Source organism: Rhodococcus sp. H-CA8f, assembly GCF_002501585.1.
GTDB lineage: Bacteria > Actinomycetota > Actinomycetes > Mycobacteriales > Mycobacteriaceae > Rhodococcus_F > Rhodococcus_F erythropolis.
In genome coordinates this window covers 529,993-543,742 of the sequence record NZ_CP023720.1, presented here as the reverse complement: position 1 = coordinate 543,742, position 13,750 = coordinate 529,993, and the positions used below count along the sequence as shown (strand labels likewise).

The window sequence follows — 13,750 nt, the reverse complement described above, 5'->3', positions numbered from 1 at the left end:
GCCCATGAGCGTTGCAAACGAATGGAGCCGAATCGAAGCGTGGTGCCGTACACACGCACCGGTGACGGCTGCAGCGTTTCAGCCAGGGCTCGGTGACGCCGTTATCGAGGAATTCGAAGCGTCGACCGGCGTCACGTGGCCCCACGAACTTCGCGAGCTGTATCGGGTGCACAACGGCAGCCTGACCCACGACGACCGGACCGGGCTCTTTCTCGGCAGCGTGCTTCCCGACAAGTTCTTCTACCCCATCGACGTCGCAACCGAAGTTCGTCTCACTCTGCTCGAAACGTGGGACGAGACGATTTACGAGAATCCGGACCTCTACGCCGAGGACGAGATGGATCGACACGATCAACGCGACGCAGGCACTGCCGCAACCATGTTCATCCCCTCCTTCGTTCCCTTTGCCGGACTGGACGAGTACCACTACTTCGTGGACACACGAAACGGCGCACTCCATCATTGTGTGACCGAGTATGCGTCGGACGCCACTGACAACGGCGGTCCGATCTGGGCGTCCATCTCGGTCATGTTGGGCGCCCATGCCGCAGCGCTGGAAACAGGATCCACGATCGGAGTGTGGAAACCCGTTGTCAGCAAGGGTGTTCTGGAATGGGAAGTCGACGCATGACACCCAAGCAGGATCCGACCCGTCGCACCCTCGCCGACGGGCGTCAGATCTTCTACTTCGACGATGCCGGCCGTACCCGCGCCCACTCTGCGCGAGATTCCCGCGAATTGCCGGCAATCGACTACTCGTCTCGGATGAGGTACGACGTTCTCACCGGGGAGTGGATCACCATGGCTTCGCATCGCATGACACGGACACATCTCCCCTCCGCCGCCGAATGTCCCTTGTGCCCGACCAACGAAACACGCACGCCCACAGAGATACCCGACGGAGACTACGACGTCGCGGTGTTCGAGAATCGGTTTCCGAGCTTTGCCGCGGCACCCGAGGAAGCCATTGACGGTCCCGGAGACGGTGTGGGTGATCGCCCAGCTGTCGGCCACTGCGAAGTGATGTGTTTCTCGAGCGATCACACGGCGTCCGTCGCCGAGCTTCCACTCGAACGCATGCGTACGATTGTGGGTGCATGGATCTCTCGGACCGAGGAGTTGTCGGCGGATCCGGTTGTGGAACAGGTGTTCTGCTTCGAGAACCGCGGCGAAGAAATCGGGGTGACACTCACCCATCCACACGGACAGATCTACGCATACCCGTATGTCACGTCACGCACCCGATCGATGTTGACGCAGGCGGACAAACACTTCGAGCGCACCGGTCGCTCACTGCTCGCCGATGTTCTGGCGTTCGAGCGCGAGGACGGGACCCGGTTGATCTACGACGGCGATCACTGGAGCGCCTACGTCCCGACCGCCGCACGATGGCCCATCGAGATTCACCTGGCACCGCACCGAGACGTCCCGGACCTTCCCTCGTTGAACGACCAAGAGCGCGAAGAGCTTGCGGTCGTTTACCAAGATCTCCTGCGCCGTATCGATCGCTTCTATCCGGGCGTCGATCGGGTACCGTACATCGCGGCCTGGCACCAAGCTCCCGTCCGCATCGACCGACCTCTGGGTCGACTGCATCTTCAGCTGTTCTCGATCTTGCGCGCACCAGGCAGGCTCAAATACCTCGCCGGGTCCGAGTCCGCCATGGGCGCCTGGGTGAACGACACCATTCCCGAGGCAGTCGCGGCCCGCCTACGGGAGTTGAAATAGTGGATACCGTCTCGAAACAATCTGTGCTCCAACAGTTTCGCGACGCCTATGGCTATCCGGCAACCGGAGCCTGGGCGGCACCCGGTCGAGTCAACCTGATCGGTGAACACACGGACTACAACGGTGGATTGTGCCTACCGGTCGCTCTCGCGCAGCGAACGCTGGTTGCCGTCGCACTGCGCAGCGACGGGGTCGTCCGCGTGCACAGTCGGCAATCCGACGAGACATACACCGGGCCCATCGGCGACATCGCAGCAGGATGGGCCGCCTACCCCACAGCCGTTCTGTGGTCTCTTGCGCGCCGAGGCCTCCCGCTCGGAGGAATCGATCTGGCAGTCGACTCGTCGGTACCGGTCGGGGCCGGGCTGTCGAGTTCCGCTGCCCTCACCTGTTCGGTTGCGTTGGCCGTCAATGAACTTCACGATTCACCATTCACCCGCGATGAGCTGGTACAGATATGCATCCAGGCGGAGAACGACGGCGTCGGCGCACCGACCGGCGGGATGGATCAAACCATTGCCCTCTTTGCCCGACCCTCGACTGCGCTCCTGTTGGACTGCCTGGACGGATCCACCGAACCCATCCCTTTCGAACTCCACGGTGCGGGGTACGAACTGATCGTCATCGACACTCGGGTCAAACACTCGCTCGCAGACGGACAGTACGGGTTGCGACGCTCTCAATGCGTCGATGCAGCAGCAGCTATCGGCGTCGGCAGCTTGCGAGAGGCTACTGCAGACCAAGCCGAGACAGTGCGAGACCCGATCCTCCGGGCGCGGGCACGGCACGTCGTGACCGAGATCGAACGGACACGGAAGACCGCAGAACTTCTGCGCAGCAACAGATTCAGCGACGTCGGCGAGCTGTTCGACAACTCCCACGCGTCGTTGCGCGACGACTTCGAGGTCTCGTGTGAAGAACTCGACGTCGCCGTTGCCGCAGCACGACGCGGCGGCGCGATCGGTGCCCGGATGACCGGCGGCGGATTCGGAGGTTCGGCCATCGCATTGGTTCCGGAAGGAAGTCATGCGGAGGTCATCGCGTCGGTGAGCCGCGACTTTGCGGCGCGGGGCTGGCGAGCACCCCACTTTCTCGGCGTCGTTGCCGGGGGTTCGGCCGCCCGACTCTGAGCGAACGGCACGTTCAGCGCACTGGAGGCGCCGAACGTACCGTTCGCCCTGGTTGGGACCCCTCGAGATCCCCCTCACATAAATAGTCATCTCAGATGCGAATTATGTAGGTTCAGGTCATGCAACTGACGCAGTTCACCGATCTGGGATTGCGCGTCGTCATGCGGTTGGCCGTACTCGACGCGGATGCCTCCCCCAGTACCCGGGATGTTGCGCAGCAGCTCAACGTGTCGTACTCCCATGCCACCAAGGTGGTTACACGGCTCGGTGAGCTTGGCATCGTCACAACCAGGCGTGGTCGCGGCGGTGGGCTTTCCATCACCGAACTCGGCCGCACCGCCACCATCGGCTGGCTGGCCAGACGCCTCGAAGGCCCGGGTGAAGTCGTCGACTGCGAAGGCGACAAACCGTGCCCACTGCGCGGCGGTTGCCTCCTTCGGAGCGCTTTGCGAGAAGCGCAGGAAGCGTTTTTCGTTTCACTCGACGCGGTCACGATCGAAGACGTCATCCGGCAGCCATCCAAAACTGTCCTGCTACGCCTCACCACCCGGAGCGACGAAGCAGGCTGATCAATCGAATTTCGACCGAACGGAGCAGCTCATGCTTTCCCCACAGTCAACCGAGGTCATTCGCGCCACCCTTCCCGTGGTCGGCGCCGCCATCGGCGATATCACAACCCTGTTCTACCGCAAGATGTTCGACGCACATCCTGAACTCGAACGTGATTTGTTCAATCGCGGCAATCAGAAACAGGGCGAACAGCAGAAGGCTCTCGCCGGCGCCATCGCGGCATTCGCGACGCTTCAGCTCGAGCCGGACAGCGCCAAGGTCGATCTCATACTCTCACGTATCGCCCACAAGCATGCGTCGCTGGGAATCACGCCCGACCAGTACGCAATCGTGCACGAACACCTCTTTGCCGCGATCGTCGAAATACTAGGCGATGCAGTCACTCCCGACGTCGCAGCAGCCTGGGACGAGGTCTACTGGCTGATGGCGGAAACCCTCATCACGATGGAGCGTGGCCTCTACCAACTCGCCGGCGTCGACGCCGGTGACGTCTGGCGCACGGTCAGGATCAGCGAACGAGTTCTTCAGTCCGCCGATACTGTCTCACTGACGCTCACTTCGATAGACGGCAGTGCACTCCCCACCTTCGCGCCCGGACAGTATCTTTCGGTCGGGGTTACGCTGCCCGACGGCGCTCGCCAGATCCGCCAATACAGCCTGTGTTCGATACCGAGCAGCGCAGACTGGCGGATCAGCGTCAAGCGAATCTCCGGTACTCCTGATGGCGAAGTGTCGAACTTCCTCTACAACAACGTATTCGAGGGGCAGGAACTCTCCGTCACCACGCCTTTCGGTGATCTCACCATGCCGGATGACAACTCACCTCTTCTACTCGCGTCGGCCGGAATCGGTTGCACACCGATGATCGGGATGCTCAATCATCTCGTGGACACCGGCGCTGAGCGTTCGGTCTCTGTCATTCATGCTGATCGATCCATCGCGGACCATGCTCACCGCGCGGAACTCAGCACACTCGTCGACAAGATTCCCGCCGCAACTTTGCATCGTTGGTACGAGGATCTCGGCACGCACGTGGCGTTCGGATCTGTTCACGAAGGACGGGCGGATTTGCAGGACATTGCAGTGGAGCCCGATACCCAAGCCTTCCTCTGCGGGCCGATGCCGTTCATGTTGGCGATGCGCGCATCGTTGCTCGAAAGGGACGTCCCGGCGCAGAATATCCACTACGAGGTATTCGGGCCCGACAGCTGGGCCAACACCTGAGCGGACCACTGCCTGCGAACTGGACCTTGGCGCGCCACGGTAATCCCTTGTGTACTCGACGGAACATACGTACCGAGTAGTGGGAGACCGACATGATCACGTCAGCGTCGATGACGGGAGTCGCGCTGATAGCCCTGGCGATGGTTCTGACACCGGGCCCCAACATGATCTACCTGGTGTCACGCAGCATCAGCCAGGGCCGCCGGGCAGGCTTGATCTCGCTCGGCGGAGTCGCAACCGGTTTCCTGGTCTACCTCGCCGCCACGTGCGCTGGACTGACAGCGGTTCTCTTCGCCGTACCCACGGTGTTCACCGCGGTGAAAATCGGCGGCGCCCTGTATCTGGCCTATCTCGCCTGGTCGACGCTCCGACCAGGTGGAAAGTCCGCCTTCGAGGTGGGCGAAGTCGACCGCCACGGTAGCTGCCGTCTGTTCGGGATGGGGTTGACCACCAATCTGCTCAATCCCAAGATTGCGCTGATGTACGCGGCCCTGATCCCCCAGTTCGTCGATCCCACTGCGGGCCCGGTCTGGCAACAGGCACTCGTACTCGGCGGCGTGCAGATCCTGGTCGCAGTCACCGTCAACGCGTTGATCGTGTGCTGTGCGGCGGCCGTGTCGACCTTCCTCGTGGCACGTCCGGTGTGGATGCGGGCTCAGAAGTGGCTAGCTGGTGGCATTCTCGGAATCTTCGCCACCCGCATGGCCCTGGAGTAATTTCAGTCCTTCGGGCGTTGGTCGATCAGCCGACGCGCTTTACCGATCGAGCGTTCGAGTCCGCCGGGTTCGAGAACGTTTACCTCGACCGTGACACCGATCTTGTTCTTCACCAGCTTCTGCAATGCAGACGACGCTGCCGCATGGTCCGAAATTGCCGCGTCTGGGCGAGCCTCGACGCGAACTGTCAGGGTGTCCATACGACCCGGACGCTCCAGCACACACTGGAATTGAGGCGCGAGGGCGGGGACCGTCAGGATCAGTTCTTCGATCTGTGTGGGGAACAGATTGACCCCACGCAGGATGATCATGTCGTCGGTCCGGCCGGTGACCTTCTGCATCCGTCGCATCGAGCGCGCCGTCCCGGGCAACAGACGGGTCAGGTCCCTGGTTCGGTAGCGAATGATAGGCAGCGCTTCCTTGGTGAGCGAGGTGAAAACGAGCTCACCTTCCTCTCCGTCCGGCAGCACCTCACCCGTGACCGGGTCGATGATCTCCGGGTAGAAGTGGTCTTCCCAGATATGGAGCCCGTCTTTGGTTTCCACACATTCCATTGCCACGCCCGGGCCCATGATCTCGGAGAGTCCGTAGATGTCGACGGCGTGCATGTCGAGTTGTTGTTCGAGCTCGGTACGCATCTGTTCGGTCCACGGCTCCGCTCCGAAAACTCCAACCCGCAGCGAGGTTTTCGAAGGATCAATACCCTTCTTGATCATCGCATCCACGATGGTCAACATGTACGACGGCGTCACCATGATCGCGTCGGGTTCGAAGTCCTCGATCAGTTGGATCTGCCGCTCGGTCATGCCGCCGGACATGGGAATGACCGTGCAGCCCAAACGCTCCGCACCGTAGTGTGCTCCCAACCCGCCGGTGAACAGACCGTACCCGTAAGCCACGTGCACCTTGTCCGAAGACCGCACGCCGCCGGCCGAGAGACTGCGCGCGATGAGATCGGCCCAGTTGTTCAGGTCGTTGCTCGTGTACCCCACCACCGTCGGGCGACCGGTGGTCCCCGAAGACGCGTGAATTCGCGAGACCTTGTCCTGGGGCACCGCAAACATCTTGAACGGATAGTTCTCACGCAGATCCGCTTTGGTGGTGAAGGGGAACTTCGCGAGATCGCTCAGATCCTTCAAGTCGCTCGGGTGGACGCCGGCGTCGTCGAAAGCTTTGCGGTAGTGCGGAACATTGGTGTACGCGTGCATCAGTGACCATTGCATCCGCTCGAGTTGGAGCGTCGAAATGCGGTCCCGGCTGGCAAATTCGATTTCTTGCGAAGTAGCAGTGGCGAGTTCGGTCATGATTGTCTCCGGTGGGCTCAGTGAGGGCGCTGTGCGGGCGGTCAGGCGTCGAAATCGACTGTTATCTGTTCACCGACAGGAAAGGTCTGGCAGGTCAGCACGAAACCCGCGTCGACTTCGTAGTCTTCGAGTGCGTAGTTCCTGCGCATCTCGACATCACCGCAGGTGACCTTGGCGCGGCAGGTTCCGCACACTCCGCCCTTGCAGGCGAAGGGCAGATCCGAGCGGTACTGTTCGGCCGCATCGAGAATCGACTGGTCGCGTGGCAACGTCGCGGTGGTCGATCGACCGTCGAGAGTAATAGTCACCTCGCTGCTCGGTCCGACAATTCCGCGCTCACGATGCACCGCGACCGGCGGAGCGACGTCGTCGACGTAGAACAGCTCGTGATGGATGCGATCCTTGGCAATTCCCAAGCCGGCCAGCACTTCCTGGGCGTCGTTGACCATCCCGAAGGGGCCACACAACCAGAAGCCGTCGACTTGGTCGCACGGCACGAGAGAGGTGAAGATCTCACGCAACCGGTCGGCGTCGAGACGGCCCGAGAACAACTCGACCTCCCGCGGCTCGCGAGAGAGAACGTGAATGACGTCCAGGCGTGCACCGTACCGGTCCTTCAGGTCGGCGATTTCTTCGGCGAACATCACCGAACGAGTACGCCTGTTCCCGTACAGCAGGGTGACATCGGCCTCGGGGTTCGCCAAAAGTGTTGCAGCGATGGACAGCATGGGCGTGATGCCAGAGCCCGCCGCGATCAGAACGTGCCGTCCACCCAGTGCCGGATCGGCGACAAAATTGCCCGAAGGACCCTGGACGTCGATTTGATCCCCGGCCTTGACGTCGCGCACCAACCAGGTGGAGAAGAGTCCGTCTGCTACTTCGCGAACCCCCACACGTGGAGACGCCCCGACCGGTGCACAGATCGAGTAGGAACGACGGTGTTCGACGCCGTCGATCATCCGCCGCAGTGTCAGTGACTGCCCGGCGCCGAAATCGAATTGATCGGCGATATCGGCAGGCACGTCGAAGGTGACGGCAACTGCGTCGTCGCACAGTGATTCGACACCGGCAACCGTCAACGGGTGAAAGGGTTTGTTCCGGTTCGTCGTTGCGGTACTCATCTGTTCAGATCTCCTTCACGTGATCGAACGGCTCGAGGCAGTCGAGGCAGCGATACAGCGCTTTGCACAGGGTCGCACCGAATTCCGAACTCAGTCTGGTGTTTGCCGAACCGCACTGGGGGCAGAGGATGTCGCGGGGCTTGGCCGTCAAGGTCAATGCGATCGGCCCCGAGGTGCGGCGCGGCGCTGCCCCCGGCACCGAGTACCCAGCCGTTCGAAGTTTCGCGAGCCCCTCCTCGCTGATCCAATCCGAACTCCAAGGCGGCGACAGTTGAGTCTTGATCTGGACGCTGCCGTATCCCGCATCGTTCAGCTTGTGCTCGATGTCGTCTCGCATCGTCGCCATCGCGGGACACCCGGAATAGGTGGGAGTGATTGTCACACAGACGAAGTTCGCTTCGACGTCGACCGATCGGATGACGCCGAGGTCGGCCAGAGTAAGCAGTGGCATCTCCGGATCCATCACCGAGGCGACGATCTCCTGCGCGGAAGAGACGGTGGTGGCAGCCACGGTCACCACACCCCTTCCGGGTGCTCCCGAGCGACGCTCTGCATTTCGGCAAGAAGAAGTCCCAGCGCCCCGGTGTGCAGTCCGGCACGTCCGCCGCGGCCACCGACGAAACCGGAGAAACGTGAAGGCGGCTCTTCCATTTCGGCCGCATGGAGGACCTGGGCAAGAACAGCGTCGAACTCCGGCCGAACAGTACGCGGATCCACTCCGACGCCAACTTCTGCCAAAACGAGTTCGTCCTGAGTGGGAACAAAGAGTTCGTCCACGAACGGGAAGATCTCGAGCAAAGCGTCGGCCGTCCGACGCTTGGATTCTGCCGTGCCGGCGCCCAAGGTGACGACCCATCTTGCCGCGTAGTCGCGGTGATAGGTCAGTTCCTTGACACCTTTGTTCGCCACAGCTGCGAGAACCGGATCGCGCGACATGCGCAGCCGATCGAACAGCGCCAGCCGCCAGGTCGAGAACACGAGTAGCCGAACGACCGTGTGCGCGAAGTCGCCGTTGGCGAGTTCCACCAGTCTCACGTTGCGGAAACCGAACTGATCACGAAAGAAGGCGAGCGCATCTTCGGCCGGCACCGGTGACGTATCGGAGATGAACGGAACCACAGTGGAATCGGCTGCTGCCGCGCGAGCCAGCAGCAGCCTGGCCTGCCCGATCAAGTCCAGGCCGACGTTGGCGAGAGCTACCTCTTCTTCGAGTTCCGGTGCTCGCGTGGACCATTCGGCGAGTCGTTGCGAACTGACGAGCGCGTCGTCACCGAGCATGAGGCAGTAGCGCGCCAGCGCACCGAGATCGACGTCGCCGGGCACCGTGGTGTCGACTCCGGCGAGGGGGTCGTCGAAGCTGGTTCCGAACGCCCACTGACCGTGGCCGTCACCGTCGACCAGGCCGTCGTAGGCACTGTCGTGATCGTTCATCTGTTGGTCCTCGAAGTCGAAGTGATTCTCACATGTGGGGAACGGAGTCCGGGATGTCGTAGAAGGTCGGGTGCCGGTAGACCTTGTCGCCGCTCGGCGCGAAGAACGGATCCTTTTCTGCCGGACTCGAAGCCACGATTTTCGCGGATGGCACGACCCAGATACTCACGCCTTCGTTACGTCTGGTGTAGACGTCGCGCGCGTGGCGTAGCGCCATCTGGTCGTCTGCCGCGCGCAGGGATCCGACATGCACGTGGTTCAGTCCGCGCTTTCCCCTCAGAAATACCTCGTACAAAGGCCATTCGCCCCGCACCTGATCGCCCCGCACCTGATCGTTCTCGCTCATGATATTTCCCCAGTCGTGCGATCGTGCGCGAGTCTCTCGCGCTGTGCAAAGGCGTGGGCGGCGTCGCGAACCCAGGCCCCGTTGTCGTGTGCGGCTTTCCGATTGGTGATCCGCTCGACGCTCGCCGCTCCGTTGCCGCGGACCACATCCATGAATTCGCTCCAGTCCGGCTCGCCGAAATCGTGTGCGCCACGCTCGGGGTTCCAGCGCAGGTCGGGATCAGGGAAGGTCACACCGAGTACCTCGGCCTGCGGTATCGACATGTCCACGAATCGCTGCCGCAGTTCGTCGTTCGTGTGCCGCTTGATGCGCCACTTCATCGACTGCTCGGTGTTCGGCGATTCGTCGTCCGGCGGCCCGAACATCATCAGAGCGGGCCACCACCATCGGTCGACGGCTTCCTGCACCATCGCACGTTGAGCTTCCGTGCCGCGCATCATCGTCGCCAACAACTCGAAGCCTTGCCGCTGATGGAACGATTCCTCCTTGCACACACGGATCATCGCGCGCGCATACGGCCCGAAGGAGCTGCGGCACAGCGGAACCTGATTGCAGATAGCGGCTCCGTCGACCAGCCAGCCGATCACACCCACGTCGGCGTAGGTCAGCGTCGGATAGTTGAAGATCGAGGAGTACTTCTGCTTTCCCTCGATCAGTTTGGTGGTCAGATCGCCACGATCGGCACCGAGCGTCTCGGCCGCGGAGTAGAGATACAGACCGTGCCCGGCCTCGTCCTGGACCTTCGCCATCAAGATCGCCTTGCGTCGCAACGAAGGCGCACGGGTGAGCCAGTTTCCCTCGGGCTGCATTCCGATGATCTCGGAGTGGGCATGCTGGGCAACCTGACGAATCAGAGTCTTGCGGTAGCCGTCCGGCATCCAGTCGCGAGGCTCGATGCGCTGGTCTGCCGCGATCGTCTCGTCGAACAGGTTCTGCAGGTCTTGTGGAGCTTCCACGTTGGTCATCGTACCTACCTTTTATTACCGAATGATCGGTTGGTAACTAGTATGCACCGAGGTGTCCCAGCGCACAAGAGAATCTTTCGACGCACCAGAAATCAGCGGCCCTCGAAAACCGGCTTCTGCTTCGACAGGAAAGCCGTGACTGCGCCTTGATGATCTGCCGTGGAACCCAGCTCCACCTGCGCGTTCGCCTCCGCCTCCAGCGCCTGGGAAAGCCCAGGAGCAACGGCACGGATCAGCGATTTCACGTGGGCGAAGGCCGCGGTGGGTCCGTCGGCAAGCCGACGCGCGAGTACCCGAGCCTCAGCTGCGACGTCCTCGTCGGCCACCACGCGATGAACCAAGCCCCACTCCAGTGCGCTCTGTGCGTCGAACTTGTCGCCGAGCAACATCAGGCCACTGGCACGGCTAGGTCCGAGCGCGTGCACGAGCGCATGACTGAGCCCGGAGTCACTGGCCAGACCGATGCCGGTGAATGCCGTCGCAAAGCTCGCGCGGGCCCCCACGACCCGGATGTCTCCGGCCAACGCGATTCCCAACCCGGCCCCGACGCAGGCCCCGCCGATACCCACCACTACCGGGACAGAGAGCGTCGACAGCGCCGTGACGATGGGGTTGTAGTGCGCGGCGACGGTATCCATCGCGTGCGCCGGATCAGCATCCAATGCTGCGGCGTGCTCGCCCAGATCCTGACCGACGCAGAAGTTCTTGCCTTCGGCGAGAATCAACACCGCTCGAACCTCTGCGTCCGCGCGGACCTGCAGCAATGTTTCGAGCAGCTGAGACTTCATTTCGCCGTTAACGGCATTGGCGGCCTCAGGTCGGTCGAGAGTAATTGTCGCCAAACCTCGCTCGATCTCCAAGCGGATCACGTCAGTCATCGATGTTCCTTTCGCAGGCAGTTCGGTTCAGCTCCATGTGTGAAAACCCTGTCCCGTCTTGCGCCCCAACTCGCCGCGAGCCACCTTCTCTCGCAGCAATGCTGGAGGAGTAAATCGATCACCGAGAGTGCTCGCGAGGTGTTCGGCGATCGCCAGGCGCACATCCAACCCGACCAGATCTGTCGAACGCAGCGGCCCCATCGGATGCCGATACCCCAATTCCATGGCCCGGTCGATCGATTCCGCGTCCGCCACACCTTCTTCGAGCATGCGGATGGCTTCGAGCCCGAGACCGACGCCAAGCCGGCTGGTTGCAAAACCAGGTGAGTCGTTGACGAGCACCTCGGCCTTGCCGAGCATCGACACCCATGCCCGTACCGAGTCGACAACCTCGGGGCGGGTCTGAGGCGCCCGGACGATCTCGACCAACAGCGACGCCGGGACTGGATTGAAGAAGTGCATACCGATGAACCGGCTCGGATCCGTCAGCGCTGCGCCGAGTTCGGCGATCGACATGGAACTGGTGTTGCTGGCGATCACGGTGCGTTCTCCGGCAACGGTTTCCGCAGCGGCGAGCACCTCGACCTTGAGGGCCGCAATTTCCGGGACCGCCTCGACGATCAGGTCGAGCGACGGGGGTAAGGAGCTCACTGCGCCTACGACGCTCACGCGCGCGAGGACCGTCGCGGGATCCTGGTCGCCGAGTTTCCCTCGCTCGTGGGCGCGGTCGAGGCCGGTGGAAACACGCTGTAACGCTGCCTCGGCGTCGCCACTCTCCGCGATGGTGACCGCCCCGCCGAGACCGGCGAACACCTGGGCGATACCTGCACCCATACGTCCACCGCCGATGACTCCGACGGTATTCGGTGCAACTGCTTCAGTCATGATTTCTTCTCCAGGAAGGCCGTCATGCGATCGTGCTTGTCCGAACTCTCGAACAGGACGGCTTGGGCGATGTCGTCGGCAAACGGATGCGATCCCGGCGCGTCGACGATGATCTTCGTCAATCGCAGTGCCAGCGGGGACAGTCGGGAAATACGGTCGAGCAGCCGATGCGCTGCGTCGACATGGCAGTTCGGTTCGGTCACCTCGGCAACCAGGCCCGCTCGTAGCGCCTGCTCGGCGTCGAGGTTCCTGGCACCGAGGAGCACTTGCTTCGCGATCGAGACTCCGACGAGCTTCGGCAGCCGATAGCTGGCGCCGGCGGCTGCCATTATGCCGAGATTGGGCTCGGGATTACCGAAGACCGCCGTCGTTGTCGCGATGCGAATGTCGCAGGCGTAGGTCAACTCTGCCCCGCCGCCGAGCGCATAGCCGCTCACGGCGGCCACGGTGGGCAGCGGGAGCTTTCCGATACGGTCGAACAGGGTCCGGTTGATACCCGCAAACGCTTCCTCCCGTCCGCGCTCTCGGAGCTCCGCGATGTCAGCGCCGCCCGCGAAGTGGTCTCCGCGCCCGGCAAGCAGGAGCAGCTTCGGATCCCGTTCGAGGCGTCCACAAACCTGATGCAGTTCGTCGATCATTTCCGCGTTGATCGCGTTGCGTTGCGCGGGCCTGTCGAGGGTGACCACGACGCGATCCTCGCGCTCGTCCACGTGCAGGGTGTTCACATTCGCTCCTTCTCGCTCTCTTACATTAATAACCGAACATTCGGTCGTTTGGCAAGGGTGAAAACGAGGTTGGTGCACAGCTTTGCCCGAACTGAGAAGATGGGGGCATGACTACGGCACGCCCCACTCGACGCACCGGCCTCCCCGGACGTCCCGGCTACGACCTCGATTCGCTCTTAGCCGTGGCTGTAAAGGTGTTCAACGACAAGGGCTACGACGGCGCCAGCATGGAGGTGCTCGCCAAGAAGCTCGGCATCACGAAGTCCTCGATCTACCACCACGTGTCCGGCAAGTCGGAACTTCTCGAACTCGCACTTTCGCGTGCACTCAACGCCCTGTTTGCGGTCACGACCGAAGAAGGCGCCACCACCGGTCCGTACATCGACCGGCTCGAATACCTGGTCCGGCGCAGCGTAGAGGTGCTGGTCGCAGAGCTTCCGTACGTCACCCTGCTCCTGCGCGTCCGCGGCAACACGACGGTCGAGCGGGCCGCGCTCGCCCGTCGACGCGAATTCGACAACTTCGTCGGAGGCCTCGTCTCGTCCGCCGCAGCGGAGGGAGACCTGCGCCCGGACATCGAACCGGCCCTCGCGAGCAAGCTGATGTTCGGCACCGTCAACTCACTGATCGAGTGGTACAAACCCCGAGCGGGCGAGTCCGTCTCCGACATTGCCGACGCGGTCGTCGCCGTCACTTTCGACGGACTTCGCAAGGCCTGATTCCAGGC

16 protein-coding genes are annotated in these 13,750 nt (G+C 62.4%); 7 read left to right on the top strand and 9 right to left on the bottom strand.

The annotated features are described in order from the left end of the window. Window positions 1-4 precede the first annotated feature (4 nt). The 6 genes from CPI83_RS02515 (at window position 5) to CPI83_RS02490 (ending at window position 5,368) form a co-directional block, all read left to right on the top strand. A complete protein-coding gene (locus tag CPI83_RS02515) occupies window positions 5-631 on the top strand; it encodes an SMI1/KNR4 family protein (protein WP_084325462.1) in 627 nt (208 codons plus the stop codon). Then, a complete protein-coding gene (gene galT, locus CPI83_RS02510) occupies window positions 628-1,728 on the top strand; it encodes a galactose-1-phosphate uridylyltransferase (RefSeq protein WP_097386723.1) in 1,101 nt (366 codons plus the stop codon). The genes CPI83_RS02515 and galT overlap by 4 nt, the downstream gene beginning before the upstream one ends. Next, entirely contained in the window at window positions 1,728-2,858 is a 1,131-nt protein-coding gene (gene galK, locus CPI83_RS02505) for a galactokinase (RefSeq protein WP_097386722.1), read from the top strand. Before galT ends, galK begins: the two co-directional genes overlap by 1 nt. A gap of 119 nt (window positions 2,859-2,977) precedes the next feature. Then, window positions 2,978-3,427 (top strand): Rrf2 family transcriptional regulator, encoded by a 450-nt coding sequence (locus CPI83_RS02500; RefSeq protein ID WP_003943059.1) that lies wholly within the window; start codon window positions 2,978-2,980, stop codon window positions 3,425-3,427. Between the two features lie 31 nt (window positions 3,428-3,458). Next, the gene (locus CPI83_RS02495; RefSeq protein ID WP_097386721.1) at window positions 3,459-4,652 is read left to right on the top strand and encodes a globin domain-containing protein; all 1,194 of its coding nucleotides are present in this window, start codon (window positions 3,459-3,461) and stop codon (window positions 4,650-4,652) included. Window positions 4,653-4,744: 92 nt separating this feature from the next. Further along, window positions 4,745-5,368, top strand: coding sequence for a LysE family translocator (locus CPI83_RS02490; RefSeq protein WP_097386720.1), 624 nt, complete (start codon window positions 4,745-4,747; stop codon window positions 5,366-5,368). Between the two features lie 2 nt (window positions 5,369-5,370). On the opposite strand, the gene paaK is transcribed toward CPI83_RS02490, so the two are convergent. The 9 genes from paaK to CPI83_RS02445 all read right to left on the bottom strand — a co-directional run bounded on the left by paaK (window position 5,371) and on the right by CPI83_RS02445 (window position 13,023). Further along, window positions 5,371-6,672, bottom strand: a complete 1,302-nt coding sequence (paaK, locus tag CPI83_RS02485) for a phenylacetate--CoA ligase PaaK (RefSeq protein WP_019745754.1) — start codon at window positions 6,670-6,672, stop codon at window positions 5,371-5,373. Window positions 6,673-6,713: 41 nt separating this feature from the next. After that, window positions 6,714-7,793, bottom strand: coding sequence for a 1,2-phenylacetyl-CoA epoxidase subunit PaaE (paaE, locus tag CPI83_RS02480; protein ID WP_019745755.1), 1,080 nt, complete (start codon window positions 7,791-7,793; stop codon window positions 6,714-6,716). Between the two features lie 4 nt (window positions 7,794-7,797). Beyond that, window positions 7,798-8,256: a 1,2-phenylacetyl-CoA epoxidase subunit PaaD gene (gene paaD, locus CPI83_RS02475; protein ID WP_044480149.1), complete on the bottom strand. Its 459-nt coding sequence runs from the start codon at window positions 8,254-8,256 to the stop codon at window positions 7,798-7,800. A 50-nt stretch (window positions 8,257-8,306) separates the two neighbouring features. After that, window positions 8,307-9,224, bottom strand: coding sequence for a 1,2-phenylacetyl-CoA epoxidase subunit PaaC (paaC, locus tag CPI83_RS02470; protein WP_007730623.1), 918 nt, complete (start codon window positions 9,222-9,224; stop codon window positions 8,307-8,309). Window positions 9,225-9,252: 28 nt separating this feature from the next. Then, a complete protein-coding gene (gene paaB / locus CPI83_RS02465) occupies window positions 9,253-9,570 on the bottom strand; it encodes a 1,2-phenylacetyl-CoA epoxidase subunit PaaB (protein ID WP_097386719.1) in 318 nt (105 codons plus the stop codon). Next, window positions 9,567-10,535, bottom strand: coding sequence for a 1,2-phenylacetyl-CoA epoxidase subunit PaaA (paaA, locus tag CPI83_RS02460; protein ID WP_019745758.1), 969 nt, complete (start codon window positions 10,533-10,535; stop codon window positions 9,567-9,569). The genes paaB and paaA overlap by 4 nt, the downstream gene beginning before the upstream one ends. 92 nt (window positions 10,536-10,627) lie before the next feature. Beyond that, the gene (locus CPI83_RS02455; protein WP_097386718.1) at window positions 10,628-11,413 is read right to left on the bottom strand and encodes an enoyl-CoA hydratase-related protein; all 786 of its coding nucleotides are present in this window, start codon (window positions 11,411-11,413) and stop codon (window positions 10,628-10,630) included. A gap of 27 nt (window positions 11,414-11,440) precedes the next feature. Then, complete coding sequence (locus CPI83_RS02450; protein ID WP_097386717.1) at window positions 11,441-12,298, bottom strand: 3-hydroxyacyl-CoA dehydrogenase family protein; 858 nt, start codon at window positions 12,296-12,298, stop codon at window positions 11,441-11,443. Beyond that, on the bottom strand, window positions 12,295-13,023 hold the full coding sequence (locus CPI83_RS02445) for an enoyl-CoA hydratase/isomerase family protein (protein WP_097386716.1): 729 nt from the start codon (window positions 13,021-13,023) through the stop codon (window positions 12,295-12,297). The genes CPI83_RS02450 and CPI83_RS02445 overlap by 4 nt, the downstream gene beginning before the upstream one ends. Before the next feature lie 107 nt (window positions 13,024-13,130). On the opposite strand from CPI83_RS02445, the gene CPI83_RS02440 reads away from it, so the two are divergent. Beyond that, window positions 13,131-13,742: a TetR/AcrR family transcriptional regulator gene (locus CPI83_RS02440; protein ID WP_019745762.1), complete on the top strand. Its 612-nt coding sequence runs from the start codon at window positions 13,131-13,133 to the stop codon at window positions 13,740-13,742. Window positions 13,743-13,750 lie beyond the last annotated feature (8 nt).

Coding starts and splice junctions, on each gene's coding strand:
- CPI83_RS02515 (WP_084325462.1), top strand. CDS start 5: ATGAGCGTTGCAAACGAATGGAGCCGAATCGAAGCGTGGTGCCGTACA.
- galT (WP_097386723.1), top strand. CDS start 628: ATGACACCCAAGCAGGATCCGACCCGTCGCACCCTCGCCGACGGGCGT.
- CPI83_RS02500 (WP_003943059.1), top strand. CDS start 2,978: ATGCAACTGACGCAGTTCACCGATCTGGGATTGCGCGTCGTCATGCGG.
- CPI83_RS02495 (WP_097386721.1), top strand. CDS start 3,459: ATGCTTTCCCCACAGTCAACCGAGGTCATTCGCGCCACCCTTCCCGTG.
- CPI83_RS02490 (WP_097386720.1), top strand. CDS start 4,745: ATGATCACGTCAGCGTCGATGACGGGAGTCGCGCTGATAGCCCTGGCG.
- paaK (WP_019745754.1), bottom strand. CDS start 6,672: ATGACCGAACTCGCCACTGCTACTTCGCAAGAAATCGAATTTGCCAGC.
- paaE (WP_019745755.1), bottom strand. CDS start 7,793: ATGAGTACCGCAACGACGAACCGGAACAAACCCTTTCACCCGTTGACG.
- paaD (WP_044480149.1), bottom strand. CDS start 8,256: ATGGATCCGGAGATGCCACTGCTTACTCTGGCCGACCTCGGCGTCATC.
- paaC (WP_007730623.1), bottom strand. CDS start 9,224: ATGAACGATCACGACAGTGCCTACGACGGCCTGGTCGACGGTGACGGC.
- paaB (WP_097386719.1), bottom strand. CDS start 9,570: ATGAGCGAGAACGATCAGGTGCGGGGCGATCAGGTGCGGGGCGAATGG.
- paaA (WP_019745758.1), bottom strand. CDS start 10,535: ATGACCAACGTGGAAGCTCCACAAGACCTGCAGAACCTGTTCGACGAG.
- CPI83_RS02455 (WP_097386718.1), bottom strand. CDS start 11,413: ATGACTGACGTGATCCGCTTGGAGATCGAGCGAGGTTTGGCGACAATT.
- CPI83_RS02450 (WP_097386717.1), bottom strand. CDS start 12,298: ATGACTGAAGCAGTTGCACCGAATACCGTCGGAGTCATCGGCGGTGGA.
- CPI83_RS02440 (WP_019745762.1), top strand. CDS start 13,131: ATGACTACGGCACGCCCCACTCGACGCACCGGCCTCCCCGGACGTCCC.